The 25494-nt window shown below is 34.8% G+C and carries 34 protein-coding genes; 32 read left to right on the plus strand and 2 right to left on the minus strand.

The window, feature by feature from the left end:
* Position 1 precedes the first annotated feature (1 nt).
* From AC1RNS_RS12465 to AC1RNS_RS12575, 23 genes are all read left to right on the plus strand, one after another.
* A complete protein-coding gene (locus tag AC1RNS_RS12465; RefSeq protein WP_492993015.1) occupies positions 2-385 on the plus strand; it encodes a head-tail connector protein in 384 nt (127 codons plus the stop codon).
* On the plus strand, positions 385-729 hold the full coding sequence (locus AC1RNS_RS12470) for a putative minor capsid protein (RefSeq protein ID WP_492993017.1): 345 nt from the start codon (positions 385-387) through the stop codon (positions 727-729). The genes AC1RNS_RS12465 and AC1RNS_RS12470 overlap by 1 nt, the downstream gene beginning before the upstream one ends.
* On the plus strand, positions 729-1058 hold the full coding sequence (locus tag AC1RNS_RS12475) for a minor capsid protein (RefSeq protein ID WP_492993019.1): 330 nt from the start codon (positions 729-731) through the stop codon (positions 1056-1058). Before AC1RNS_RS12470 ends, AC1RNS_RS12475 begins: the two co-directional genes overlap by 1 nt.
* Positions 1059-1457 (plus strand): phage tail terminator protein, encoded by a 399-nt coding sequence (locus tag AC1RNS_RS12480; RefSeq protein WP_492993021.1) that lies wholly within the window; start codon positions 1059-1061, stop codon positions 1455-1457.
* Complete coding sequence (locus tag AC1RNS_RS12485; protein ID WP_492993023.1) at positions 1458-1901, plus strand: phage tail tube protein; 444 nt, start codon at positions 1458-1460, stop codon at positions 1899-1901.
* A 92-nt stretch (positions 1902-1993) separates the two neighbouring features.
* On the plus strand, positions 1994-2389 hold the full coding sequence (locus AC1RNS_RS12490) for a DUF6673 family protein (protein ID WP_492993024.1): 396 nt from the start codon (positions 1994-1996) through the stop codon (positions 2387-2389).
* A gap of 9 nt (positions 2390-2398) precedes the next feature.
* Positions 2399-2968: a bacteriophage Gp15 family protein gene (locus tag AC1RNS_RS12495; RefSeq protein ID WP_492993026.1), complete on the plus strand. Its 570-nt coding sequence runs from the start codon at positions 2399-2401 to the stop codon at positions 2966-2968.
* Between the two features lie 4 nt (positions 2969-2972).
* Entirely contained in the window at positions 2973-3080 is a 108-nt protein-coding gene (locus tag AC1RNS_RS12500) for a zinc finger domain-containing protein (RefSeq protein WP_492993028.1), read from the plus strand.
* A 43-nt stretch (positions 3081-3123) separates the two neighbouring features.
* On the plus strand, positions 3124-7770 hold the full coding sequence (locus AC1RNS_RS12505) for a tape measure protein (RefSeq protein WP_492993029.1): 4647 nt from the start codon (positions 3124-3126) through the stop codon (positions 7768-7770).
* Positions 7767-8588, plus strand: a complete 822-nt coding sequence (locus AC1RNS_RS12510; protein ID WP_492993030.1) for a phage tail domain-containing protein — start codon at positions 7767-7769, stop codon at positions 8586-8588. Before AC1RNS_RS12505 ends, AC1RNS_RS12510 begins: the two co-directional genes overlap by 4 nt.
* 12 nt (positions 8589-8600) lie before the next feature.
* Complete coding sequence (locus tag AC1RNS_RS12515; protein WP_492993032.1) at positions 8601-10784, plus strand: GDSL-type esterase/lipase family protein; 2184 nt, start codon at positions 8601-8603, stop codon at positions 10782-10784.
* A gap of 63 nt (positions 10785-10847) precedes the next feature.
* Complete coding sequence (locus AC1RNS_RS12520) at positions 10848-11648, plus strand: SGNH/GDSL hydrolase family protein (RefSeq protein WP_492993033.1); 801 nt, start codon at positions 10848-10850, stop codon at positions 11646-11648.
* 100 nt (positions 11649-11748) lie between these two features.
* The gene (locus tag AC1RNS_RS12525; RefSeq protein ID WP_492993034.1) at positions 11749-11985 is read left to right on the plus strand and encodes a hypothetical protein; all 237 of its coding nucleotides are present in this window, start codon (positions 11749-11751) and stop codon (positions 11983-11985) included.
* Complete coding sequence (locus AC1RNS_RS12530) at positions 11979-13727, plus strand: phage tail protein (RefSeq protein WP_492993036.1); 1749 nt, start codon at positions 11979-11981, stop codon at positions 13725-13727. The genes AC1RNS_RS12525 and AC1RNS_RS12530 overlap by 7 nt, the downstream gene beginning before the upstream one ends.
* A gap of 29 nt (positions 13728-13756) precedes the next feature.
* Positions 13757-13951 carry a hypothetical protein gene (locus AC1RNS_RS12535; RefSeq protein WP_492993038.1) on the plus strand — a complete coding sequence of 65 codons (195 nt, stop codon included), beginning with the start codon at positions 13757-13759 and terminating at the stop codon, positions 13949-13951.
* Between the two features lie 78 nt (positions 13952-14029).
* The gene (locus tag AC1RNS_RS12540) at positions 14030-14320 is read left to right on the plus strand and encodes a hypothetical protein (protein ID WP_492993040.1); all 291 of its coding nucleotides are present in this window, start codon (positions 14030-14032) and stop codon (positions 14318-14320) included.
* Between the two features lie 132 nt (positions 14321-14452).
* On the plus strand, positions 14453-14848 hold the full coding sequence (locus AC1RNS_RS12545; RefSeq protein WP_492993042.1) for a hypothetical protein: 396 nt from the start codon (positions 14453-14455) through the stop codon (positions 14846-14848).
* A gap of 17 nt (positions 14849-14865) precedes the next feature.
* A complete protein-coding gene (locus AC1RNS_RS12550) occupies positions 14866-15132 on the plus strand; it encodes a holin (RefSeq protein WP_492993044.1) in 267 nt (88 codons plus the stop codon).
* Positions 15132-15857, plus strand: coding sequence for a peptidoglycan recognition protein family protein (locus AC1RNS_RS12555; RefSeq protein ID WP_492993045.1), 726 nt, complete (start codon positions 15132-15134; stop codon positions 15855-15857). Before AC1RNS_RS12550 ends, AC1RNS_RS12555 begins: the two co-directional genes overlap by 1 nt.
* Positions 15858-16245: 388 nt before the next feature.
* Positions 16246-16608 (plus strand): hypothetical protein, encoded by a 363-nt coding sequence (locus tag AC1RNS_RS12560; RefSeq protein ID WP_492993047.1) that lies wholly within the window; start codon positions 16246-16248, stop codon positions 16606-16608.
* Between the two features lie 121 nt (positions 16609-16729).
* Positions 16730-17002, plus strand: a complete 273-nt coding sequence (locus AC1RNS_RS12565) for a YolD-like family protein (protein WP_492993048.1) — start codon at positions 16730-16732, stop codon at positions 17000-17002.
* A 56-nt stretch (positions 17003-17058) separates the two neighbouring features.
* Entirely contained in the window at positions 17059-17427 is a 369-nt protein-coding gene (locus AC1RNS_RS12570; protein ID WP_492993050.1) for a YhjD family protein, read from the plus strand.
* Entirely contained in the window at positions 17408-17740 is a 333-nt protein-coding gene (locus AC1RNS_RS12575) for a hypothetical protein (protein WP_492993052.1), read from the plus strand. Before AC1RNS_RS12570 ends, AC1RNS_RS12575 begins: the two co-directional genes overlap by 20 nt.
* A gap of 52 nt (positions 17741-17792) precedes the next feature.
* On the opposite strand, the gene AC1RNS_RS12580 is transcribed toward AC1RNS_RS12575, so the two are convergent.
* Positions 17793-18674, minus strand: coding sequence for a helix-turn-helix domain-containing protein (locus AC1RNS_RS12580; protein WP_492993054.1), 882 nt, complete (start codon positions 18672-18674; stop codon positions 17793-17795).
* 337 nt (positions 18675-19011) lie between these two features.
* A complete protein-coding gene (locus AC1RNS_RS12585) occupies positions 19012-19584 on the minus strand; it encodes a helix-turn-helix domain-containing protein (protein ID WP_492993056.1) in 573 nt (190 codons plus the stop codon).
* Between the two features lie 209 nt (positions 19585-19793).
* On the opposite strand from AC1RNS_RS12585, the gene AC1RNS_RS12590 reads away from it, so the two are divergent.
* From AC1RNS_RS12590 to AC1RNS_RS12630, 9 genes are all read left to right on the plus strand, one after another.
* Positions 19794-20000 (plus strand): helix-turn-helix domain-containing protein, encoded by a 207-nt coding sequence (locus AC1RNS_RS12590; RefSeq protein ID WP_492993058.1) that lies wholly within the window; start codon positions 19794-19796, stop codon positions 19998-20000.
* Entirely contained in the window at positions 20001-20819 is an 819-nt protein-coding gene (locus AC1RNS_RS12595; protein WP_492993060.1) for a Rha family transcriptional regulator, read from the plus strand.
* 160 nt (positions 20820-20979) lie between these two features.
* Entirely contained in the window at positions 20980-21309 is a 330-nt protein-coding gene (locus AC1RNS_RS12600) for a hypothetical protein (RefSeq protein WP_492993061.1), read from the plus strand.
* A 227-nt stretch (positions 21310-21536) separates the two neighbouring features.
* On the plus strand, positions 21537-21809 hold the full coding sequence (locus AC1RNS_RS12605) for a hypothetical protein (RefSeq protein WP_492993063.1): 273 nt from the start codon (positions 21537-21539) through the stop codon (positions 21807-21809).
* A gap of 549 nt (positions 21810-22358) precedes the next feature.
* Positions 22359-22973: a DUF2306 domain-containing protein gene (locus AC1RNS_RS12610; protein ID WP_492993064.1), complete on the plus strand. Its 615-nt coding sequence runs from the start codon at positions 22359-22361 to the stop codon at positions 22971-22973.
* Between the two features lie 149 nt (positions 22974-23122).
* The gene (locus AC1RNS_RS12615; RefSeq protein ID WP_492993065.1) at positions 23123-23764 is read left to right on the plus strand and encodes a copper amine oxidase N-terminal domain-containing protein; all 642 of its coding nucleotides are present in this window, start codon (positions 23123-23125) and stop codon (positions 23762-23764) included.
* Positions 23765-23777: 13 nt separating this feature from the next.
* The gene (locus AC1RNS_RS12620) at positions 23778-24020 is read left to right on the plus strand and encodes a hypothetical protein (RefSeq protein WP_492993066.1); all 243 of its coding nucleotides are present in this window, start codon (positions 23778-23780) and stop codon (positions 24018-24020) included.
* 13 nt (positions 24021-24033) lie between these two features.
* Complete coding sequence (locus AC1RNS_RS12625; RefSeq protein WP_492993068.1) at positions 24034-24933, plus strand: FAD:protein FMN transferase; 900 nt, start codon at positions 24034-24036, stop codon at positions 24931-24933.
* Positions 24934-25488 (plus strand): ferric reductase-like transmembrane domain-containing protein, encoded by a 555-nt coding sequence (locus AC1RNS_RS12630; protein WP_492993070.1) that lies wholly within the window; start codon positions 24934-24936, stop codon positions 25486-25488.
* Positions 25489-25494: the final 6 nt, after the last annotated feature.

A 25494-nucleotide genomic window follows, 5' to 3' on the forward strand; every position in this document is an offset into this window, starting at 1 on the left:
TATGCCATACCTATCTTTCGATGAATACCAAAACTTTGGATTTTCTGATGTAACAGCAGATGACTTTCCGAAACTAGAACAAAAAGCGAGTGATGTATTAGATAGCATCACTCGTGACTTTTATCAACTTAATGATTTGGAATCTGATTTTCCATTACGTAGAGATAAATTTAAAAAGGCTGTCGCTGCTCAAATTGAGTATTTTAATGACATGGGTGGTACAAGTGCTCATGAATTAAATAATCCTTTGTCTGTTTCGATAGGACGTACTTCTATATCCAGTGGTGTGAGAAACCAAGCAAAACTTAATAACATCGTTGCTGATGATGTCTATATGTATTTACGTAATACAGGGCTTTTATATAGAGGAATCGAGGTGATTTAATGTACATTAAGCCATTGCCGAAAAGTTGGCTTATACACGACATAACCTATAAAGAAATCCTTGATAAAAAAGACGATTACGGGAATCCCATGTATAAGGAACCGATCGATATCGAATTTGTGCGTTATGATCCTACTACAGTGTTTAGTCGTGACAATACTCAAACAAAAATAGTCGCTGAGGGTGTAATCTTTGTAGATGCCGTTAATAGCTCACCAATTCCTGATTTTAAAGAGGAATCTATCATCATTTTCGAAGGTAGAGAGTTAACTCTAAAGAAAATTGTACCTTGCTATCATCCAAACAAAAATAAAATCCGTCACTATGAATTGGAAGTGATTTAATGACAGCGAGAATTAGAGTAAGTACAGAAATTAATGGTGTGCGTGTGAGAGCTGAAGAATTAGTAAGACGTGGGCAAATCGCTTTTGTAAACCAAGTACACGCTGATTCCAACATATACGCACCAAAGCTTTCTAGTGATCTACGTAACCAATCAACTATCGCTGCAGACGGGAAATCGATCATTTGGAACGCTCCATATGCTAGAAGGCAATATTACAATTACGGTGCTAAATTTACAACACCAGGTACTGGTCCTAAATGGGATGTTAAAGCACAAGCAATACACCATAAAAGTTGGGTGAATATCGTGAAAAAGGCGATGAAGTAAATGGAATTAGATTTATTATTACAGCTCAATCGTTATATTAATAGTCAAAAGCCGTTTGCCAAAAGCATCATTGGTGTACTTGAAGCGACCGAAAGTATTTCAGTTATGGCAATGCCAGGCGGTCAAGAAATGATTTATTTTGACGGGATGCGTGATAAACAACAACAAGTGCAAATCAATGCTAAAAGTAAGCAACAAAATAATTGCATTAACTTTATTACTACAATTTTCCAAAAACTTGAGAACTTAGATGATTTACCATCTGAAAACAATAGTTATGAATTTAACAATATACGTATTGTCGGTATGCCTTCGCTCATTGCTGTTGATGAGCAAGGCTATTTTATTTATCAATTATCAATCAGTGTACAAATTACAATTAACAAAGGAGTGGCTTAAATGGCACGTAAAAAGAATGCCTTAACAGAATATTGGGTAGGCAAATATGAAGATGAAAATAGCACAGCAGATTTACCTCTAGCGAGATGGATTTCCACTGTTGCGGACGACGGAGAAGAAGAAACAGAGGAATATGCATTTTATGATGGTGATGGTACAAAAGAAACGGATGTTATCAGTGTAAAGAAGGCGTACACGTTTGAAGGGATGCATGATATTGAGGATGCAGCGCAAAAATTGATTGCAGACCTTGAGTTTGAGACAGGAGAAGCCCGCAAAATCATGTTCAAGCAAGTACGCACAGATGGTACAGAACTTACAGGACGCGCTACAGTATCAGAAATTAAAACTACTGGTGGTGAAGCTTCAGACTACGCACCATTCAATTGCCGTATTTCATGGGATGCTAAACCGACTATGACAGTACAACCAGTTATACCCTGATGAGCCCGACAATTCGGGCGATGAAATAGAACTAGAAGAACCAATCGGAGGAGATGGCGATTAAGCCTTCTCTTTTTTAAGGAGCGATATATATGACAATTAAGATCAATACACGCAAATCCACAATTCCAGTGGAAATCGACAATAATTTAAAATATGAAATTGATATGTCAGATGAAAATTTACTACGAGCCCGTACGGTTTTCACAAAGTTCCACGAAGATGCACAACAACTTACTGATGATGATTTTGATGGGGCTAAAAAACTTATCATTAAATCCCTTGATGAATTATTAGAAAAAGGTGCAGGCGAAGCTATCTATGAGCATGTTGGTGGCGCTTTTGCTTGTGCAGATGTATTCAATCAACTTGCAGAAGGTATCGCGGCAGAAGCAAACAAACGCGGTCTACAACTACAGCAAACTAAAGCCGCAACCTATGTAAAGTCAAAAAAACAACGTCATCAGCATCAAAGACGTAAAAAGTAAGGTGCGGCTATGTTTTCATTGACAGATGTATTGCCTCATGAGGTTGAAATAAATGGCGTTATCCATCGAATAGACTTGTCATTTGATAATGTTTTATCCGTTATTGATTTACTCAATGACGAAGATATAAATGACCTAGAACAAATTACAACGGGGTTGTACATGCTGTTAGGTGCACACTTTGAGTATCCCTTGCAAGAGCAGGCGGATATTTTTGTTATGTTGTTCGATTTTTTCATCAACAATGAGCAAACAGATGATGTGGAATATGATCTTGAGGGCAATCCAATGCCGAAAGCACCAGAGGAAGATAACGAAGATTTATATGACATCAAGCAAGACGCACAATACATTTATGCTTCATTTTTACAGTGTTACAACATTGATTTATTTGAGCAACAAGGTAAGTTACACTGGTGGAAATTTAAAGCACTTTTAAGCGGATTGAGTGAAGATACCAAGTTTAAAAAAGTCCTAGAAATTCGGCAAATGGAACTACCAACAGGGAAAGGTGCATCAAAACAACGTGAAGCAATTAAAAAAATCAAAAGAGCATATGCACTAAAGCAAAAGGAGTGATGATATGCAAGAAATACGATGCAAGAAATGCAACAAGCTTCTTGCGAAAGTTAAAGGGGAAGCAGAAATAAAATGCCCTCGCTGTAAAGTCACAACATTAGTCAATAATTAGAGAGCCATCGAGCACCATTTCAAAATAAGGGAGTGGTGTAGTCGTGGCTTCTGATGGGAAAATAGTAATTGATGTAATTTTAGATGATGGTCGAGTTGTCAAAGGTGTTGCAGATATTAATAGGCAAATTGACGGTATAGACAAATCAGCTAAAAAAGCCTCATTTGGCGTTAAAGACATGGTCACTTCATTAGGGCTTGTTGGTCTTGCCCAAAAAGGCATACAGCTTGTTACGAATGCACTAGACGGAGCAATTAAGCGTTTTGATACAATTAACGGATTTCCATCCGTTATGGAACGTATGGGCTTTAGTAGCGAGGCTGCCCAAAAGTCCATTAATAAATTATCCGAAGGTATTCAAGGGCTACCAACAACGCTAGACGGCATCGTTGGTAGTGCTCAAAACATTGCGATTCTCACAGGTGATTTAGATACAGCAACCGACACAGCGTTGTCTTTAAATAATGCCTTTTTAGCAAGTGGAGCAAGTGCATCAGATGCAGAGCGTGGCCTTGTACAGTATGTGCAGATGCTGTCAAAAGGGTCTGTCGATATGCAGTCATGGCGTACACTTCAGGAAACAATGGGATATGCGCTCAACAAGACAGCAGAAGCGTTTGGTTTTGCAGGTGAATCAGCACAAAACGATTTGTACAAAGCACTTAAAGATGGTGATATTAGCTTTAAAGAATTTAATGCGAAGGTCATTGAGTTGAACGGTGGAGTGAATGGCTTTGCTGATGTTGCGAAAAATAGTGCTGCTGGTATTGGTACGTCATTTGGCAACCTCAAAAATGCAATAGTCGTTGGTGTTGCTAATATGATTTTTGCTTTTGATAGGCTCACGAAAGAAGTCACAGGAAAAACCATAGCCGAAAACCTAGACAGCTTAAAAGTGGTTATTCGTTCTGCATTCGCCGCAATAACCAGTGCCATCGAGACTACAGCACCAATTTTTAAAATATTTGTAGGGGCAGTGAGTGCAGCAATAGCTGTTGTACAGTTTTTAACGCCCGCTATAATCGGCTTAACAGCAGCATTTGCAGCTCATGCAGTTATTACAAAAGCAAGTGCGGCAATTGATTCTGCAAAAATAGCTATTGCGGCAGCAGAAGCTACTACACAAGCATTGACAATAGCTACAAAAGCACGTATAGCATCGCAAATCACCATGACAACAGTGGATAGAGCTGGTACAACTGTATTAGTTGCACAAACAAGTGCTATCACCCTTAAGACCTTAGCTATCGGCGTATTAACTGGTAGCATCAAGTTATCAACGGTAGCACAAATAGCAGCTACAACAGCAACGACAGCATGGGGTGTAGCTATTAAGTTCTTAATGGGTCCTATAGGTTGGATAACGACAGGAATTGGCTTACTTGTTACAGGGGTTATAGGACTTGTTAAATGGTTCAATAAATCCACTGAAGAGGGTGAAAAGCTAGCTCAGCAAAACGAGGCGTTAGTAGAATCCACAAAAGCGTTAAATACATCAGTGGAAGAATCGTCTGTCGCTTATGAAAAAAATCAAAAAAATATCGAAACCAACGCCCAAGCATATACAGGACTCGTTGCACAAATCGAAGAATTAGCAGCAAAAGAACATAAAACTGCTGAAGAAAAAAAATTATTAAATTCGTATATCCAGGAATTAAATAAAAATGTTGATGGATTAAACCTTGTGTATGGCGAGCAATCAAATGCGTTGAGTGCAACTTCCGAACAAATATTAAATCGCATCAATTTGATGAAAGAGGAAGAAACATTACAAGGTGCCCAAGAGCGACTTACCGAAATCATGAAAGAACAAATTGAAATAGGTAAGCAACAAGAGGAAATTACGGCATTACGGGAGGAATGGAACCAAAAGTTAGAGGACGGTTCCGTGAAAACCAAAGAACATAAAGAGGCTATGAAAGAGTTAGAGGAACAAGAACTGGCTCTTTCTGAAGCTAACAAACTAGCTGGCGAAGAACGGGTTAAGGTAGAGCAACAAATTATTGAATCTTCCAAAGCCGTAGCTGATGCAACAGAGGAAGATGTTGGCAGACAGTTATTATTGTTTGATGAATTGTCCGAATCGCAACAAGAAGCAGTTAAATCAATGAAATCCACTTGGGATGATTATGCAAGTGCAGCAACGGATATGTTCGATAAGTTAAGCGACAAATCTAAAGTTTCCGTTACCGAAATGCAAAAAAACTTAGACGAAAATCAACGAATCATAACAGAGTGGTCAGAAAACATTGCAAAATTAGCAGAACGTGGCGTAGATGAGGGTTTACTCAACACATTACGTGAAGCAGGACCCGAATCCGCAGGACATGTTAAGGCACTTGTTAATGCCTCAGACACCGAATTAAACAAGTTAAGTGAATCTTTCGCCAAGGGTGGGCAAGTCGCAACGAAGGCGTTAAGTACATCTCTTGGAATTGAAAATACAGGTTTATTAGAAGCTGTTGGTCATTTAGTTATTGGTACTGAAAAAGCCTTATCTGATAGCATCAAAAGTGCCAATTTTGACAGTCTTGGAGTCGATATTGCAAAAGGGCAGGCGCAGGGAATCACGAAAGGCACGCCAGAAGCTGAGAAGGCCGCAAAAGAAATGGCGAAAGCTACAGAGGATGCAGCGAGAAAACAATCAGAAACACATAGTCCTTCAAGAGTATTTGTTCGTATTGGAACGGATTTAGCAGACGGATTAGCACTCGGCTTAAAAGACGGTATTCAAGCAATTTTAAAATCAGTCAATGCTTTAATAAAAGATATTGTTAAACCATTTGAGAAAATATCATCTACTTTCGAGAAAATTGGTAAAGAAGCAACGGCCGGAATGGTTCGAGGACTTAAATCTGGCGAGAAGCAAGTTTTAGCAACAGCTCGTAATATTGCTAATAATGCTGCCCAAACAGTACGACAAGCGTTGGATATTCATTCTCCGTCACGTATTTTTGAACAAATCGGTAAATGGATTACTGAAGGTTGGGCGATTGGTATTAAAGAGACTGGTGATAGAGTAGTCGATGCTGTAAGTGACATAGCACTCAACGCCAAAGATATCGCTGAGCATTATGCATCAGAAGAAAAAAAGCTACGCAAAGATGCAGCTGATCAAATTGCGAAAATCGAAAAAGATAAAAATGATTCGATTGCAAAACTGCAACGAAATGCATCTGAATCAAATCAAAAAGCTGCTCAATCTGAAACGCAGAAAATTAACGCCATTTATGCAGCAGCTAAAAAGAAAAAACGCAATCTAACGAAAGATGAAATTGCTAAAGTACAACAGCTTAGAAATGAAGCAAGTTCAAAACGTACTAAAAACTCTCGGGATACAAATGAAAAAATCGCGAAAATCGAAGAGCAGGCAGCCACCAAAATAAAAAAAATCAAAGAAAAATCGACTAAAGATATCGTTTCCTTAGATAATAAAATGTACAAAGATTTGTACGAGGAAACTAAACGGTACATTGATGATAAAAAGTCATTAGACCAACTATCATTGATCGATGAAGCTAGGATTTGGGAACAATCATTGAAGTTATATGCTGACGGAAGTAAGGAACGAGTAAGAGCCCAGCAAGAGCATAAAAAAGCTGTAGATGCTATTAATAAAGAAGTTCTTTCGATTAATCAGTCATACCAACAGGAAATGCAAAAAATCAATGATGACCTTATTAAGCAAGAACAAGCTTTAAACAAAGAGTATGAAGATGCATTTAACAAGCGATATGATAAATTATTCAATTCCACGGGTCTGTTTGATGAATTTAAACGAAACACCGAAATTACGGGTAAAGAGCTGTTAGATAATCTACAAGGTCAAGTTTATGGGTTCCGTGAGTGGCGCCGGGCTATGGATGATTTAGCTATGAGAGGCGTAGGCGAAGAACTATTAAAAGATCTTAGTGAAATGGGCCCGAAAGCACTTGGAGAGTTGCAGGCTCTTAACCAGTTGAGTGCAGTTGAATTAGAGAAATACAGCAATTTATACAAAGAAAAATCAGCAGATGCACGTAATCAAACTGAACGTGAATTAAAGACTATGCGTGAAGATGCTGACAAGCAAATTAAAGAATTGCGGGAAACAGCCAAGAAGCAATTAACGACTTTGCAAACCGAGTGGCGTGAAAAAATCAAGGCACTTACAACCACTACTCAAAATGAAATGAGTTCACTAAAACAGGTCGGTGTTGACGCTGCTAAAGGCTTACTGGATGGATTAAAGTCAATGGATGGAGAATTACAAAAACAAGCTAAATCAATAGCAAACAGTATTAAATGGACCATTCAAGATGCTTTAGATATTCATAGTCCTTCAAGATGGATGCGTGATTTTATTGTTGGTAATCTTGCGCGTGGTTTCGATGTGGGTGTTGATCGCCAAAAATCATTTTTAACAAATGCATCTGAAAAAATCGGCGATTTTATCAAACCTTCCATTGTTAATCCGTTGCGTGGTGCTAAAGTTAACCTCGGCTTAAACAAGCCATCATCGATGATTAATAACTATTCGACTACCAATAATATTTCTGGCAATGCCGAAGAAAATAGCATCCAGGTGGAAACATCGGACGTGATTTTATATGGTGAAAAAGTTGGAGAAATCATGTATAAAATCGTTAGTGGCAAACAATATAGAGGCGCTAATATGGCAGCTATGGTGAAAGGGGTGGCCTCATTATGACGTTAATATTTGTTAGAAAAGATGGGGCACAAATCAATTTACGTGATGCAGGGATTCGGGTTATGGAGTTTGAGCCTGAATCCTTGGACAATATGAATGAATCGCATAACTTAGATGGCGGTAGCTATATTGTCACCAACAATGGTTACAACACTCGTTACATTGACGCTACTTTTAAAATAAAGGGCTATGATTTAGCTGATTATGCACTTTTAAGATGTGAATTATTTGCTTTATTCAGTAGTAGAGAAGATTTTCATATCATCGATACAAGGGAAAGTGGTTTGTGGTGGCATGTACGCAATGACGGGAAATTTAGTTTGCAACGTACATTAAAAAATGGTGTATGTAATATCAAATTTATTTGTGAGTTACCATATTCACAATCCAGAGGTAGTTGCCTTGACTTACAAAATCGAAAAGAATGGGACGTAGATTTATGGAGTTGGGGCATGGGACTTTATTGGGACAAGGAATATCGTTATGAACATGTTTCAAACTCATTTATTATTGAAAATATCGGTAATGTTGCCATTGATCCACGTGAACATTTTTTAGAAATTACGATTAAGGCCACAGCTACAACATATCTCCAAATCACAAATCTGACAACGGGCGACATATATCGTTATGATGGTGCACTAACAACTAGCGACACACTCGTTTTAAATGGTATTCGTACACTTAAAAATGGTATATCTGTTTTTAAAAATACGAACAAAAAACTACTCACTTTAGCAGTGGGTGAAAATAATTTTTCTGTGGAAGGCGGTACTATTCAAAGTATCGCTTTTAATTTTAAATTTTTATACATGTAAGGATGTGATGGAATGACAATGTATAATACGAATTCACCTATTACGCGCGAAGAACGTGTAAATTTGAATTTGACATGGGACGATATTCGAAATCGCTTCAATAATTTACAACGTCAAATGAATATATTAGCTGGCGATAATGACGTAGATGAGTTAATAAAGAGAATTACAGAAACCTTAAATAACACAGATAACACATTAGCAGATATGCAAACGGCATTAAGCGATGCACAGCAATTAATGGATGATATGTTAAGTGCGACTATTGAGGCTACAGTTGCAGCAACGGCAGCTAATAAGGCAACATCTGATGCAACACAAATAATTAGCGAGCTTACATCATTAAAAAGTGATTTAGAGCAGTTACAAACATCACTAGAGCAAAGTGTCGCAGATGCAACACAAGCGACTACGGATGCAAATAATGCTACTACAAACGCTAATCAAGCAACTAAAGATGCACAACAAGCTAAAACGAATGCAGATAATGCTGCCCAACGCGCTGAAACTGCTGCGGACGTTATCGAAGGTTGGGGCACTGCTGCACCTTGGAATTCAACAACTGAGTATATAAAAAATAACATTGTTACTGACAACGGTTCGACATGGCAAGCATTACGACAAAATATAGGCATTACACCTAATGAAGGGGATGACTGGACGTGTCTAGCTAGAAAAGGTGTAGATGGTACTGGGGCAGTTTCTAGTGTTAACAATAGGTTCCCTGGTGTTGATGGCAATGTGGAAGTTAAGTGGAGTGATATTCCAGAAAAACCTTCAGTATTTCCTCCTTCTACACATACACATGAAATATCTAATATTAACAATTTGCAAGATACTTTAGATAGTAAAGTAGACGAAATGGATTTTACAAATTTGAAACAGATAGTTGATGTTCATTTCGCTGAAAATATGAACGGAATAAATGGTCTATTTTTATCCAAATTGTTAGTAGATGGAGAAATTGAGAAAATTAAACTTATAGGTGATAGTATTACAGTGGGAAATGGTGCTAGAGATTATATCCAGCCTCCTGTTGGTAATAGAGTGATATTTAATAACGGTACCGAATCATATCGAGAGCCTGCATATACTACCACTTGTTATGCTAATATGTTTAGAAATTTCATATCAAATAATTATAGTGATATAGATTTCATTAATGCTGCTATAGGTGGTAAATCTGCCAAATTTGCAAATGAGAATAAGTTATTTTGGGTAACAGATAATGAAGATGTTGTTTTCGTTATGCTAGGAACTAATGATAGATGGGATTGTACAACACCTAGTGAGTTTAGGACAAATCTAATCAGCTTTTTAGAGTACATTAATGCAAGATGTAACTTGATGGTTGTTATGACTGCTCCTCCTACATTAAATGATAATGATTCATATACCTATAATTTCGGAATGAGAGAGGTAGATCAAGTAATAACAGATGTTTGTCAAAAGAATAATTACACACATATTAGTTTATTTAGAGGTTTGTTGAACTTTTCGGAGAGAAGTGGAGCAACTCTGAACACATTGATAGAAAAAGATGGTAGCCATCCTATTAATGAAGGTTATGATGTTATATGGAAATTAATACAAGAACGATTTGGGTTTATTGATAATGTAGATAATTGGAGAAATAGTAATACATCTTCATTGTATAACGTCTTGATAGGAGCGCAAGTTCCGTATATATTATCTACTACACCAATCCAATTTTTCGAACAAGGGAAAAGAACTGTTGTCGAATTAGAATCCTACTCTGATTTATTAAACTTTCCTGAACAAACACAAGGTTGGTTAACAACTTCAAGGGGTTTTAGTAATGATTTATTTTCATATCAGTTATATGAACCTAGAGAAAGTTATAATGTTTATAAGCGCATTTGGAATTATGCAAGTGACGACTGGAGTGATTGGAGGAAACTAAACGATAGTAAAGAAGTTCAAAATAAAACTATTATCCCGATAACTCCAGGAAATATTGCGGCAAATACAGTTACTAATATTGAGGTCATATATATTTCTATAAATAGTTCGTATTTCCCTTTTATAACGATAACAGGACCAATACCAAACGGTGTAATAGCAGCACCTCACATAGATTACAATGTTAATAGAGTATATTTAAGAATCCACAATGCTACTAATGCTACAGTAACATTAGGTGAACTAAAAATAATTTGTGTCCAATTGTTTTAATGACTAACCAATCCTTATGATATTGTGGTAATATATAGTAATGTTGTGAGGAGGTAATTAGATTTGAAAAAAATCTATTTCATATTATTTGGTGTTTTAATTTTAGGCTTAGGCGGAACTTTATATGCATTAAAACCAACACCTAAACCAGTTGATGAAAATAAATCAAGTTTAGTTATTACAAAATTTGATGAATATACTAAAACAAATAAAATCACAAAAATTAAATTAATTGGTGATAGTATTACTGCTGGAAATGGTTTGCAAAGTCTTTATATCCCTAAAGATAGTAGAATTATATACAATCATAATGGAGAAGTATTCCAAGAACCTTCTCATGGCTTTCCATCGTGGGGTAATTTTTTTAGAAAGTATATATACGAAAACTATTCAAAAGATGTGGAATTCATTAATTTTGGAATAGGCGGGAAAAGTGCTAAGTGGTTTTTAGAAAATATCGACTTTGTTTTAGATAACGATGAAGATGTAGTTTTTGTAATGTTAGGAACCAATGATAGAAGTGAAACTACATTAGAAGAGTATAAGAAAAACATTGAAATGTTACTGGATAGAGTGAATAAAGAAGCTAATTATATGATTGTTATGTCGCCGCCGCCATCTAAAAATGATTATGCACCATTTAATTTTTCTCCAGGTGAAATTGATGCTGTTTTAAAGGATATAGTTAAAGAAAAAAATTATAATTTTATTTCACATTATGATGGAATAAATAATTTCTTTTTAGATAATCCAATTTACAAATATGAAGACGTCATGGAATTCAAAGGAGCACACCCACTTGTAAAAGGATATGAAATCATGTGGGAAACTATCTATAAAGAATTAAATTTAAAAGAAAAGTAGACTTTTAAAAGATTAATAAAAACTAAAAATAAAATCTATATTGTTCAGTAACGTCACTCAGAAACGAGTGGCGTATTTTTATTAGAAAGAAGGTGAATGTATGTCTACAATCAAATTGAGTGAGGACAAAGTAATTTGTACAGTTGAGGGAAATGGGGAAAAATCGGTGGTTGCTATCACTCCATCCGTTACTACAATTGATGCACCAAAAATCATATTAGTTGGTGATAAGGAAAAATCTATTGTTCAATTAATAAATGAATCATCAAATGATGTAACTGTAGGAACATGTAATAAAATAAATCTTCATGGTACAGTAGGTGAGGAATTATGTTAATGGTCACAGACGGATCACAGGTAGAGCCTTTAATAAAAATCGGCACAGACTTTAAAATGGAACAAATAGTAGACGGCACTTTTACAGTGTCGTTTTCTTGTTTTCCTAGCGAAAATAATCCTGGTTATGAACTACTAAAGTCTGAATCAATTATTACTGTCGATGGCAACGATTTTCGTGTGAAGGTTTTTGCTGACAATGTTTATAGTAAATCAGTAACGGCATTAAGTATTTTTTATGATCATTTGAAAACGTATAGGCATGGCACGTTTGAGGGTAGTCACACTTTAAATAATCACATTAATTTTGCTTTGCAAGGCACTGGATGGACGTTTACAGCAGATGCAAATATCGCAAATATCACTAATTATATACGTTCATTCGGTAATGATAACGTCATTAAATTAGTACAAAAAATATGCAAGTACCATGAGTGCGAATTTCAAATTTTGCCGAACAAGCAACTATATTTTGCAAAGGAGATTGGTGGTAATTACGACTACCAGTATCGCTATAAACACAATATATCGTCAATTGTGTTGCAGGAAGATACAACGAACCTCGCAACTTATATTAAAGGTTTTGGTAAAGATGATTTAACTGTTGAATATACGTCACCTAACATCGATATTTTCGGTCGGAGAGAAGAAGATCCTGTTAAAGATGAGCGTTTTACTGACGCTACAGCTTTGCTAAATTACATCAAAAGCAAGTTACAGGATGAGCCACAACTAGCGATTGAAACAACAATACCTGAATTAGTAGCCCGAGAAAATGGCGAACGTGTTTGGCTTATCTATGAGCCACTAGGCGTTGAAATGTCAACTCGGATATTAAAGCAAACGAAAGTTTTGTATAACGGTAAATTAATAACTTCTAGTGTCGTTTTCGGGAATTCACTTCCGAAGTCAATAGAAGATACACTCGCTGACCAAGAAGAAAAAATAGGCGACACCAACGAATATATTGACGATACAAAAGAAGAATTAAAAGAAGAAATCGAAGAAACTAAAGATAAGTTGCAGGGTGAATTTAGAAGTGAAATCAAGAAAACAGATGATCGTATAACATTAGAAGTAGAACATATCAATACTTCCATCGCTGCTATTGATATTAAAGCTGATAATATTAATTTATCTGTAAATGATCGTATCACAAACGAAATGGCTGCTATCAATTTAAAAGCAGACAATATTAATCTTTCAGTTAATAATCGTATTACAAATGAAGTATCTGCAATTGATATGAGGGCAGGGCGAATCGAAATTTCTGTATCTAATTTAGAGCGAGACACAAATTCAGCGATTAATGTAATGCAAAATAGTATCAATTTAAAAGTAGACAAAGGTGGCTCTATTACAGATATTAATTTGAGCCCAGGTGTTGCGACAATTAATGCTGATAAGATAAACCTTAATGGTGCTGTGATAGTCAATGGCAGTATTAGTGGGGCTACAGACATAAATGTGAATAGAAACATAAGTATAGGAAACCAAATAAGATTTTCAGATATGACAACTATTACAACTGGTGAAGGTGGAATAGAAATCCAAGCATGGAATGGCATTGACATAGTTTCTAACTTTACAAGATTCCAAGGCGGAACAGTAGATTTCAGCGGTGTATCTGTAACAGGGCTTAATATCAGTGATGGAATTAGTTTTTTTCAAAGTTCTAACAACCCTAAAGTTTTAGTTGTTAGAAAGTACGGTTCAGATATTGGGTATCTATCTATGAATTAAAATAATATAAGAAACGGAGAATGATAACTATGAATTATCAAGTACAATTAAACAATGGACAGGTAATTAATTTAAAAAACGCGGAGTTTGATGCAAGTGTATTCACAGCAACATTAAATGACCAAAAAATAAACTTTGTTAATATTAGCGGGGCAATCATTAATAAGCATATCATCATTAGTGTATTGCCAGTAGATAACGCAGAAATGCAAGCAGAGGCTTAGCATTCTTATTGTCTAAGAATGAAGGAATTACTAGACTTTTTGTCGAATTGAGCAAAGGAGAGGAGGGATTATGTTAGTATGGAATATCAAATTGATGTTGAATACGCAGATGGAAAAAATAGTGACCATTTAACATTTAGATTCGAAAATGCAGATATAAGAAATGATGTTTATCAATCAATTTGTACTTTATTTGATAAAGATAAAGTCAACTCAACACATTTAGTTAAATATGGTGGCTTAACTGTTTCAACTTACAATTATAGTGACCCACTTCCTAATGAATTGGCCCAGTTCGTTCCTAATACTTCTTTTAGAATAGAAGTATTAAATGATATTTTAAAAATGATAAAAGAAAAAGCGGTTTAATAAGATAAAAGCCTTCTACAACAACTGTAGAGGGCTTTTATTATGTGCTATGAGAGCAATCGAGGTGGGCAATGGTACATGTTACTGAACCTCGATGCTTCTCATGGCTTTTTATTTTAGGGCAAAGGATTGGTGATGTTATTGGAACGCGTACCAACTGTAGAGCTCCGCCTAGCGGACCACGAAAAAAGGCTCCAACACTTGGAGAAACAAGACATCAAGAAAGACAAACGACTTGAAAACATTGAACAAAGCTTCACGAAATTAGAAAATACAATACTTAAAGAGAATCAAGAAACAAGAAATCTATTTAAAGAAATAACAGATCGCCAATGGCAGTTAATAGAGGGCCGGGATAAGGCAGAGGAAGCAAAAGAAATACGTGAATACGAATTAAACGCTTCTGAAAGAAAGGATGCCATTGAATTTAAGAAACAAAGATTTAACGCTACAGTCGAGTTATTTATTAAATTACTAACTGCTGGTGGATTAATTTACTTACTTATTGAGTCATTATTTAAAAACTAAAATTGGAGGGGTTTTATATGGATTTAACAAACATTTTTATGATTGCAATGGTGATGGTAGCGATTGTCTTAGCAGTTGCGGAGGTACTTAAAAAGACTTTTAATCTTAATACGCAATACATGCCAATCACATCAGTAGTGATTGGTATTTTTATTGGTTTGGTATTGTGGCCGTTATCTGAATATCCAGTGTATGTCATGTTGATGGCTGGCTTTATTGCAGGTCTTACAGCATCTGGAACGTTTGATCTCTTAAAGGCGGCTAAAAAAGAGGGTGAGCAGTAATGGCTTACACATTCAAACAAACCTTGTTACCGGCAAGTAAGTACCCAATAAAGGCACCGTACTCCATGGTGCCTCAATACATCACAGTTCACAACACAGCAAATGATGCGCCTGCAGAAAACGAAATTGAATACATGTTATCTAACAACAACGAGGTATCTTATCATGTTGCTGTCGATGATAAAGTGGTCATTCAAGCTATCCCATTCAACCGCAACGCTTGGCATTGTGGTGATGGTGGTGGAAGTAAAGATCTTAAAGCACTTAAGAAAGGTAACCGTATTTCAATCGGAATCGAAATCTGCTACAGCAAAAGTGGAGGAGCTCGTTATACTGCTGCTGAAGAAAATGCAGTACACTACATCGCTAAGTTGTTAAAAGAGTATGGCTGGGGCATTGATCGAGTGAAAAAACATCAAGATTGGAACGGCAAATATTGTCCACATCGAATTTTGAGCGAAGAACGCTGGAATAGCTTCCTGAAACGGATTGAACAGGCTATGAAACCAGCGACAACTATTAAACCAAAGGAGGAAATCAAAGTGACTCAAGCATGGAACCCTGGTTCACCAGCTATGAAAACTGAAACGGAGAACTTTATTGCACAGGCGGTTAAAGATAGAATTATTCAGGAATCGCATTTGAAGGACTTACAGAATGGTACTATGACGACTGATCGATTAATTGGATTGTGTATTACGATTCAGCAACGCAGAAGTAAATAGGGGAAATGAGGACCAGCAAAGCTAATTTAGCCGAGCTGGTCTATATAATCATAATACTAAAATTGACAGTTTAGTGAAGAAAATTATTTAACCAAAAGAACAACACTAAATAAAAATTACAAGTGTTTTAGTGAAAAGTTCATCAAAAATAATGCTTAAGTTTTATGAAATGATTATAATAGCGCCAAAAAATGGCGGTACCTTTGGCGTGATATGGCGTTGTATGACATAAAATGCAGAATAACGCCAAAAAATGAAGTTTCCCGAAAAGTGGAATTTCGGAAACCCACCATTGAAAATTCGGAATTTGTATTGATAGACTTGGGTTAACTCGAGGGAAAGTGAACATGCTATAGCATTTAAACTATAAAAAAGGAGTACATAATATATGAAAATATCAAAAATTTTTACTGGTTTAGTTGTTTGTTCGGCATTAATTTTTCCAGGAGCATTAAGCTCTTCAGCACAAGAAATTGATTCTTCTATCTCTCCTGTTGAATCATTGAATTATTCAACAGAACAAGAAGCCAAACTATCAACTCACAATGAATCCTTACGAGCTGTGAATTCTATAAATGTAGGTCGATATTGGGTAGGTTATCAGGGACCAACTTTTAAATATAGTATGTCTGTACAGCAACCTGTACCTTATGCTCCAGCTATTTACAGTGGTTATGTATTTTATGATTATGCACAAAGCGATTTATCTAAAAATCTCTACTGGTATCAAGGAACACTTTATTTACAATAATAATTAATAAATAGCCCAGGTACTCAATTAATTTGAGCCTGAGCTTTTTTTATTGCTTAATTAAGAACATTCGTTCTATAATATACACAAACAAATGTTCTTACTTTGAGGAGGCGTAATGATGGCAACTAAAACAAAAACACCAGCAAAGAAAAAAGAACCAAAGCACTTAGATCGAGACGAATTTGATTTAGAAGAAATCGCATACGCATTGACTGAAGCAATGAATGAATCAAAGTACAAAGCTTTTTCAATCTACAAAAAGGAAGAGATCTTATTAGGTATAGTCACAAAAATGGATACAAACACTAAATTAATTCACATTAAGGATAAATATAGGATTGTTCACAAGGTACATTTCCTAGATATTTTAAGTATTTCTGATGTTGATTAGTGGAGAGTGATTGTGATGTTAAAAGACCGTGGTAATAGCTTCGTTGGTAGACACAGATGATTAAACCCGAAGAACGTAGAAATGTACATCAATTTATCCTGTTGGATATGGCAGTTAAGTCTTTACAGAATGACTATGATACACTAGGGAATCTAAAAATGTCCAAGGTCTATATTAGTATTGTAGATGATTTATTAAAACACTTGAGAACCGACTACTATAATAAAAAATGTTTGTTGGCCAAACAAAAAATCGAGATAGTGAAGTGGATTCACATCGACCAATATTTTAGTGATGTTGTTGTGATAAACCTTGGGGAAGATGTAGTACTACGTTATGCAAAGCAAGCTCTGAAAACTCAAGTGGAAGATTTGATATTTAACTACTTAAAGGAGATAAGTGACAATGCCAATACTAAACAATAGTTCTGTACAAATTTTGTTCGGAAGTGGAGATATAAGTGTAAGGGTTGCTTGTAATAAAGAGAGAAATTCTGGTGCTATCCAGTTTACCAAAATTAATCCTGTACCTATTGGGACAGTATTAGAAATGGATAAACCGCTAAGTTTAAAGGAGGCACCTGTAACACTTGGATTTAATAAAGTAGAGAGTTTAGATGTGGTAATTAATCAATTATTAAAATTAAGAAGTATAATGTCTGGTGAAGATGAGTATGTTTGGACAGCCGACGGAAGAATTATAGATAAAGATAAATCATTGATTGATGAATCTAAATGATTACCACCAGAACTCAATATAAATGAGTTCTGGTCTTTCTGTTTGTTAAACATCATTTTAAAAAGTCAGGATTATGTTTTCTTTTTTGTTCAATCTTCTCTCTAATTTTAACAAAGTCTTGATCTAATTTCTTTTGAGCGAGTTCTTTATAGTTAATACCAAGGCTTTCAAATAAATCAACATCAGGGGAAAAAATAACATATTGCAGATGACCTATTATTTTTACGTCATCTTTTTTAACTACTGACATGTTTGCTTGCTCTGGATGGTTAGTCATCAAAAAATAATTATCCTTCATTTCAGAATCTGAAATATTTTCTAGAAGTTTTTTTTGTGATGAATCTTTTAGTCCCTTAATAATTCCTCGCACCAATTGTGAATCTAAGAATTTTCTAATACAATATCTCTTTTCGTTTTTTAAGTAAATCAAATAAACACTTAACGTATTGGGTTCCTTATTATGATCGATTCCTTCGCAATATAACAAATCATCCTCTTTTAATCGTTCAGGAGAATACTCAATATCTGTATTTTTAAAGAAAAAGTACTCGTTTTCTTCATAGTCAATTTGGTCATTGTATAAATCAGCATGAAATAATGGCACATATCCTATTTCAGCGAAGTGTGGGATTATATAAGGATATTCCTCCGAGAGGTTATTTTCCTCGGCGTTTTCTGGATTTTCGAAGTATGAATTGTCTAATTCAACAGATCTAAGAAATTCAGAAACATTATCATACTTACTATCCAACGTATCTAAATAAATGTTATATAAATCGCACACACGTTTCAAAATCTCCAGAGATGGATTAGTTTTATTTTTTTCATAGTTGTTATACATCTGAGGAGAAACATTCATTTTTTCAGCAGTATACTTTTGCGTCCAGCCTTTACTTTCTCTTAAAGCTTTCATTTTATCTCCAAAAGTCTTCATTTTATTCACTTCCTAAAATTAAATTAAATAATACATAAATAATATCAAATTATAATTGATAAAACAAATGAAATAAAAGTATTTTACAATTGAAATCAAATTATATTTGATTTAAAATGGATTTATATTTGATTCTACATACTTGTAGCTTAAATTCTTTTCAGTAATTACAATTTTCGAGTTTAAAATGCCATAGGGTACTATGTTCTTTATAAAAAAATATGAATTTGTCGAAAAAACAGTATATTTTGCTTAGAATAGGCATAAAACTAAAATATGGGACGAAGGTTAACAAAAAATAGGTTTCCCTATTTTCAAGGAAACCAGTTATTCATCATCATTCTGCATTATTTTCTAAAATATTGGGTATCGACCTAGATTCGTTGTGGTTGTAAGTGAAAAATGTAATGTTGTGATTTTCTAATTTCATGAATTGAATAAAATCTGATAGGATATCGTAATCTAATCGTTCTTTTTCGAGTTCAGTTAATTGAGAGAAAATTGTTTGTTTTAATTCATTATTGAAAGAAAAATCAATCCATAGCTCAGAACTTGAAAAATTAGTAGCTAACTCATCTTCAAGATAATCAGCGTTCTTTAATTTTATTGTAATAAACTCTGTAAATATTTTGTGGTCAAAGGTGAACTGCAATTTATATTCAACTGAACTAGTTTCGTAATTTGGTTTTCTTTCGATGATCTCTATTAAAAATGGGATTTTCTTTATTACATCTTCTGGTTCTACATTAAGGTAGTTACAAATAATCTCAAGAGTTTCGAATTGTATTCCTTTAGATTGGTTGTAATAAAGACCCCGTACTGCAGTTTTTGAGAGAGAGGTATCATTAATAACATCAGCCATTTTTAAACCTCTCTCGGCAAGTAATACGGCTAAGTTGCATTTAATCATTTTGTTTTAGCCCCTTATTTATTTTATGTATTTTATTAATTATAACTCAATATTTACAAATCGGTAATGTTTTAAACGCCTTTAGGTTTATAAGAAATGCAAAAAGTATTGACAACAAGACCTTTTAAAAGTAACATACAGGCTAATAAAGGTTTTGTATAACATACCTTTAGATTTATAAGAATGCTTTTTAGGAGGTTGGAGATAGAATGCAAAATAATTTTCGTGTAATATTAGCGAAAAAGAAATTGAAAATGTCTGATGTTGTAGAGGGTACAGGACTCTCTAGAACAACTATAAGGGCTTTATTTTATGAAACTGCTAAAGGTATCCAGTTTCAAACATTAGAAGCTTTATGTATTTTTTTAAATTGCGAAATCGGTGAATTATTTGAAATCGAAAGGGAGGCAGTATAGATGAATCAATTACAGATTATTACACACGAAGGGCAACTCGTGACAGAAAGCCGCCAAGTTGCGGAGATGATTGGCAGGGAACATAAAGAGGTATTAGCAATGATAGAAGGTCAGAAACATAGTGATGGTCGAGTGAAACACATTGGTTTCTTACCTACTATTTCTGAAAGTGGACTTTTCACCCCTTCTGATTTCTTCATCGAAAGTAGTTACAAATCGGAAGGGAATAATAAAACATACAAATGCTATTTGTTAACAAAAAAAGGTTGTGACATGGTTGCCAACAAAATGACTGGTGAAAAAGGTGTTCTATTTACTGCAGCGTATGTTACTAGATTTGAAGAGATGGAGCAAGTTCTACATTCTACTTCTCCAAACAATAATGTTGTAGATTTTGAAAAACAGCTCATTGGAGTAAAGTACGCAACTGAAATTTTACGGGTGGACGAGCCTTCCAAAATTAAAATGTTAGAAGCTGCACATACCCAGCATGGTGTGCCAACAAATCATTTGCCTGTTTATGTAGAGAATGAGGAGTTGAAGAAACCAATTTCAGACTTACTTAAGGAACATAATGTAGGTATAAGTGCAATTAAAGCTAACAATATCTTATTAGCTGCAGGTATTCTTGAAATCAAACATCGGCCATCATCAAAAGGTGGAACAAAAGCATTTAAATCGATTACAGAAAAGGGACAGTATTACGGTTCTAATGCAATTAGTCCTCGTAACCCTAAAGAAACACAGCCCTTGTATTATCCATCTAAATTCAGTGAGCTAATTCCTTTACTGTTAGGACAGGTGAAAGAGGTATCATAAATGTTTCAGAAAAATAAAAAAATCACAATCTAAGCGCCAACTTAGACCGTGATGCAAATTCGAGCGACATTCACTCAAATAAATATAATTGTCGCATTAAATTGTAGCATATAATTGTTACAATTTGAAGTGGATGTCCTCATTTATAGGAGGATAAATCATGCAAAATCAAACTATTGTCCAAAAAGCATTTATAACAATCATGGAAGAACGAGTTTTCAAAGTCGCATGGGAAAAAGCCAAAACAGATGAATTGTATATTCAAACTAATAACGAGATAGAAACCACGATGAAGTTATTAAGAGACTCGCTTACAACTGATGAACAAAAAAATCTATTGGATGATTTGGAATCAGCTTGGGCATTTGCTGAACGGATAAAGAAAGAATATGTATATCGCCAAGGTTTACAGGATAGTCAGATGGTACACAAAGAACTTACTAATTTTGGTATTGATGTTACAAAAGAAAGTTTGAATGTAACATTATAACTAATCATACTTATGCTATTAAGTAAGAATAAATAAGAAGTGAAAAAAATCACTCATTATACGTGAGTGATTTTTTCTATTAGTGGTGCCAAAATGATGCCGAAACTTATAGAAAGGTGCATAGATTGATAGAAAATAGGTTAATTACATCATGGTTTCAAATGATGTAATTAGTTATAAATAAGATGTTAGAATCTAGTGTAGATAATTAATATACGATGGTTATGATGCCATTAACAACTGCTGGTATGAATGCTTTACCTATAGGTTTAATTGCACATGGAACAGCGGTAAATAATACTCTGCGTATGGTGGCTGGGGCTATTATAACAGCTCTGCTAGTTACTATAATGAGTAGTACAAGCAGTTTTTATCACGATCTTTCAATGAATCAAGCAATGCTGAATGGTATACGAGCTGCATTTATGACGGTAAGTCTTTTAAGTCTAGGAGGATTTATCATAGCACTCTTTTATAAAAACCCTATAAATAATACTTAATTCCTGTAACAATTATTATATAGAATACAAGAGCCCTTCAATAATTTAAGGAAATAAAATTTTAATTAAAAAAATGAAATAAATTGAAAGTTTTGAAGTCCATGTGTCTTACTTTAAAGTTTGTTGTATTTATGGATGAAAACAATAAAATGCACGATTAAGCAAAAGCTGGTATCATCTAAATTAATTGGACACGTCTTTCTTAAGAATGGATGAAATCAATTCGAAAAAGACAAGGTACTTAAAACGACCTTTAGCTTTACTCGAGCAAGTCATTATGCATTAATATTTTTATGATTTCAGGAGGTTGGATGAATGTTCCGTAGTCATCCTATCCTTCTGTAATATGGATGATACTAGCCATTTTACTACCGATCCTTATGGGTAGTTTAATAGGGATGATCCATAAAAACATAAAAAGAATTATTATCGCAGAAAATCATGAGAAGAAATTATTAGAAGCGCAATAAAGCATAAAGGATACAGCTAGTTTACATGATTATCTATTATTTTGGCTATTTTATTTTCCTAATGGAGGAACAGGGTTGAATGAAAAGAAACATTGGAATATTATTATTAATTGTCTCGATTATGTGGGTACTTCATACATTTTCAAAAAATTTTATGGTTGATCCTACTTTTGAAAAATTTATTTCTAATAAGGATTTACACCTTTCTGATGAATCCCTGTGGAGATTCATGATACGGCTTCATATTTTGTTGGCTATTGTTTCGTTGCTTACTGGTCCATTAGGGATTATGAAAAAAATCCGAATTAAATCTATTAAATTCCATCGCTGGAATGGTCGATTCTATGTATTATCCATTATCTTAAATTTTATTCCCGGTCTCTATGTTTCATTTTTTGCCACTGGGGGATGGCTAAGTACAATCGGATTTCTTATTTTAAATAGTTTATGGCTTGCAACGACATGCCTTGGCTATTGGTATATCAAGAAACAAAAAGTAATTTTACATAGTCACTGGATGATTCGAAGTTTTTTCCTTTCCTTTTCGAACATGTTGATTTATATCATTGTCGCCATTACATATAACTTAATCAATATGCCCTATGAAATTTCCTATATCATAGCAGTCTGGTTATGCTGGATGATTAATCTTTTTGTAGCAGAGATAATTATTAGGAAGAAAATATGCTTATAAGCAGCAAAATGAATAGTAGTAGATTTGCAAAGCTATTTCTGTGTACAGTGAAATCTGTTTATAGAAATGGCTTTTTTAACATTGTTTGAAAAAATTCAGTTTCCTTTCATTTTTGATTCCTACAATGACAACAAAGGGAGGTATTGATAATGAAGAAATTAACTTTAGTAATCGTTCTAATAGCGGCAAGCTTTACAACAAGTGGTGCAGTCGTACATGCAGATGATCACAGGCATGAAGATAAAAAATACGAGAAGTATAAACACTATGACGATGATGAGGACGATTACGAGTACAGTGAGGAATATTACGATGATGATGAAAATGAAGGTGATACTTATTATTTTCAAGATGTAGTAAGTGAAAAAGGGACTTGGAATATTTGGACTCGAACTGTTTCAGCAGATAAAGAAATATTACCTTTCACGAATTCTCAGAATGTTACGTTCAAGTTAGATGGAACAAATAAGGTATTAAATGTTTTTGTTATACCTAAAGATGGAGAGTTTTTTGTACCTGGAAAAACAATAGCACAGGCTTTAGGAGCAAAAGCAGCCTTTTATCAAGCAAGTAAAATATTAGATATTCAGGACCAAGCTAATGAATTAATTTTTCGCGCTGGAACAAACGTTGCCTATGATAACAACGTTAAAACACCCATTCCTGCACAAGCATTTTATGTGAATGAAGAACTGTATGTACCAATTAGTACAATCACGAATGGTTTAGGCTATATAGCTGAATGGCAAGCAAACACTCAAACTTTTGTATGTCATCCAATTACGAAATAGGGAGGGTAGGATTATGAAAGATCCGAAAAAGGCAAAATGGGTTTTAGGTGCATCGGGGGTACTTTTATCTGCAGCATTACTAACTCAAATAAACAGCCCAACACAGGCTGAAACATCACGCTCGAACAATATACAAAATTTAGATCAGGAAAGTATGACAGAAAGAGAAAAAGAACTCGTGCAGCTTGACTGGACAAATTTTGAAGTTACAAGTCAAGCAGCTGTTAAAAGCGAGCGAAAAACGAAAAGAACTTAATGGAGTTGGTCGTGTGGATACACTAGCTTTGCAAATAATGAATACAGAATTTTATATTGCTATGCCAAAAGGTGTACACTTCACGTGGAAGGAAAAAGCAGAGAGTTGGCTGCAATACGTAGCAAAAGAATGGTCAAGGTTTCAACCAAACAATGAATTATCAAAACTAAATGGATTGAAAATCGGAGATACGCTCCGCATAAATTCATTTTTATATGATTGTCTCGTACAAGCAGATCAATATTATCAGCTTTCTAATGGTCTATTTTCTCCATATCTTAAACTGCAAATAGAACAGCATGGCTACAATCAGTCCTTCCCGTTTAAAACTGCCAAAAGCGACACCTATCAAAACAAATCTTTGATTGCGGGGAAAACATTTCGATTTCTAGGTAATCAGCAAGTTATGAAGGTAGCAGATCAAGAAATTGATTTGGGTGGATTTGCTAAAGGATATGCTATAGAAAAATTGGCTAATTGGCTGGAGGAAGAGATAGCTGCTGATTTTGGTCTAATTGATGGAGGTGGGGATATGAAAATGTGGTCTTCTGGAGAAAAGACTTGGACAATCGGTGTTGCAGATGCCTGGGATATCAATCAGGAAGTTAGTTCTATTAAAATGAAAACAGGCGCTATTGCTACATCAAATCGTGTTTATCGAAGCTGGATGCAAGGAACAACAAAGAAACATCATTTATTAAATGGACAGACTGGTGAAGTTGTAAAAACAAATGTCTTGCAAGCTTCTGTTGTAACAACCTCGTTATGTGATGCGGAGGTTGGTGCAAAACTTTGCTTTCTAATGGAAGAAGTTGAGTTGCACCAATGGTTTGAGAAAAATTGTCTGAAAAGTGCATGCTTTATTGTGAAAGAGGGGCAAACAGCTACTTGGAGGATGACAGGAGTGAACTAAATGCTTACAAGTACATGGGAATGGATTCGATTATTAGGGTTTTTAGCATATTTTTACTTTACTATTTCTATTATTTTTGGCTTGTTGAGAAAATCATCGTTTGTAACATCACATAAAAATTTAATTTATCATATACATCAAAATGCAGGGTGGTTGGGGCTCATCACGGTGATAGGGCATATGCTTGTGCTGATAATAGATCATTATGAGCCATATCGTATAGGAGAGATTTTACTTCCTTTTACAGCCAACTATCAGTCTTTATCATCGGCTCTTGGGACAATAGCATTTTATTTATTTTTAATCGTCATTCTAACATCTGATTTATGGATTCGAACGATGAATCGCTCTATATGGAAAAAAATTCACTTTCTTGTGTTACCGGCATGGGCATTATCACTTGCTCATGGGATGCTTATTGGTACTGATTCAGAAAATCCTGTAATTCTTTTGTTTTATTTAATCTCTGCTGGGCTTACAATTTCGTTTTTGGGAGCAAGAACAATAGGTCAACTAACGAAAAAGGTAGACGTATCAACGTCACATCGTAAATGAAAAGCA

It is taken from the genome of Lysinibacillus sp. GW821-FHT14F06, assembly GCF_058803665.1.

Coding starts and splice junctions, on each gene's coding strand:
- AC1RNS_RS12465 (WP_492993015.1), top strand. CDS start 2: ATGCCATACCTATCTTTCGATGAATACCAAAACTTTGGATTTTCTGAT.
- AC1RNS_RS12470 (WP_492993017.1), top strand. CDS start 385: ATGTACATTAAGCCATTGCCGAAAAGTTGGCTTATACACGACATAACC.
- AC1RNS_RS12475 (WP_492993019.1), top strand. CDS start 729: ATGACAGCGAGAATTAGAGTAAGTACAGAAATTAATGGTGTGCGTGTG.
- AC1RNS_RS12480 (WP_492993021.1), top strand. CDS start 1,059: ATGGAATTAGATTTATTATTACAGCTCAATCGTTATATTAATAGTCAA.
- AC1RNS_RS12485 (WP_492993023.1), top strand. CDS start 1,458: ATGGCACGTAAAAAGAATGCCTTAACAGAATATTGGGTAGGCAAATAT.
- AC1RNS_RS12490 (WP_492993024.1), top strand. CDS start 1,994: ATGACAATTAAGATCAATACACGCAAATCCACAATTCCAGTGGAAATC.
- AC1RNS_RS12495 (WP_492993026.1), top strand. CDS start 2,399: ATGTTTTCATTGACAGATGTATTGCCTCATGAGGTTGAAATAAATGGC.
- AC1RNS_RS12500 (WP_492993028.1), top strand. CDS start 2,973: ATGCAAGAAATACGATGCAAGAAATGCAACAAGCTTCTTGCGAAAGTT.
- AC1RNS_RS12510 (WP_492993030.1), top strand. CDS start 7,767: ATGACGTTAATATTTGTTAGAAAAGATGGGGCACAAATCAATTTACGT.
- AC1RNS_RS12515 (WP_492993032.1), top strand. CDS start 8,601: ATGACAATGTATAATACGAATTCACCTATTACGCGCGAAGAACGTGTA.
- AC1RNS_RS12525 (WP_492993034.1), top strand. CDS start 11,749: ATGTCTACAATCAAATTGAGTGAGGACAAAGTAATTTGTACAGTTGAG.
- AC1RNS_RS12530 (WP_492993036.1), top strand. CDS start 11,979: ATGTTAATGGTCACAGACGGATCACAGGTAGAGCCTTTAATAAAAATC.
- AC1RNS_RS12535 (WP_492993038.1), top strand. CDS start 13,757: ATGAATTATCAAGTACAATTAAACAATGGACAGGTAATTAATTTAAAA.
- AC1RNS_RS12540 (WP_492993040.1), top strand. CDS start 14,030: ATGGAATATCAAATTGATGTTGAATACGCAGATGGAAAAAATAGTGAC.
- AC1RNS_RS12550 (WP_492993044.1), top strand. CDS start 14,866: ATGGATTTAACAAACATTTTTATGATTGCAATGGTGATGGTAGCGATT.
- AC1RNS_RS12555 (WP_492993045.1), top strand. CDS start 15,132: ATGGCTTACACATTCAAACAAACCTTGTTACCGGCAAGTAAGTACCCA.
- AC1RNS_RS12560 (WP_492993047.1), top strand. CDS start 16,246: ATGAAAATATCAAAAATTTTTACTGGTTTAGTTGTTTGTTCGGCATTA.
- AC1RNS_RS12565 (WP_492993048.1), top strand. CDS start 16,730: ATGGCAACTAAAACAAAAACACCAGCAAAGAAAAAAGAACCAAAGCAC.
- AC1RNS_RS12570 (WP_492993050.1), top strand. CDS start 17,059: ATGATTAAACCCGAAGAACGTAGAAATGTACATCAATTTATCCTGTTG.
- AC1RNS_RS12575 (WP_492993052.1), top strand. CDS start 17,408: ATGCCAATACTAAACAATAGTTCTGTACAAATTTTGTTCGGAAGTGGA.
- AC1RNS_RS12580 (WP_492993054.1), bottom strand. CDS start 18,674: ATGAAGACTTTTGGAGATAAAATGAAAGCTTTAAGAGAAAGTAAAGGC.
- AC1RNS_RS12585 (WP_492993056.1), bottom strand. CDS start 19,584: ATGATTAAATGCAACTTAGCCGTATTACTTGCCGAGAGAGGTTTAAAA.
- AC1RNS_RS12590 (WP_492993058.1), top strand. CDS start 19,794: ATGCAAAATAATTTTCGTGTAATATTAGCGAAAAAGAAATTGAAAATG.
- AC1RNS_RS12595 (WP_492993060.1), top strand. CDS start 20,001: ATGAATCAATTACAGATTATTACACACGAAGGGCAACTCGTGACAGAA.
- AC1RNS_RS12600 (WP_492993061.1), top strand. CDS start 20,980: ATGCAAAATCAAACTATTGTCCAAAAAGCATTTATAACAATCATGGAA.
- AC1RNS_RS12605 (WP_492993063.1), top strand. CDS start 21,537: ATGCCATTAACAACTGCTGGTATGAATGCTTTACCTATAGGTTTAATT.
- AC1RNS_RS12610 (WP_492993064.1), top strand. CDS start 22,359: ATGAAAAGAAACATTGGAATATTATTATTAATTGTCTCGATTATGTGG.
- AC1RNS_RS12615 (WP_492993065.1), top strand. CDS start 23,123: ATGAAGAAATTAACTTTAGTAATCGTTCTAATAGCGGCAAGCTTTACA.
- AC1RNS_RS12620 (WP_492993066.1), top strand. CDS start 23,778: ATGAAAGATCCGAAAAAGGCAAAATGGGTTTTAGGTGCATCGGGGGTA.
- AC1RNS_RS12630 (WP_492993070.1), top strand. CDS start 24,934: ATGCTTACAAGTACATGGGAATGGATTCGATTATTAGGGTTTTTAGCA.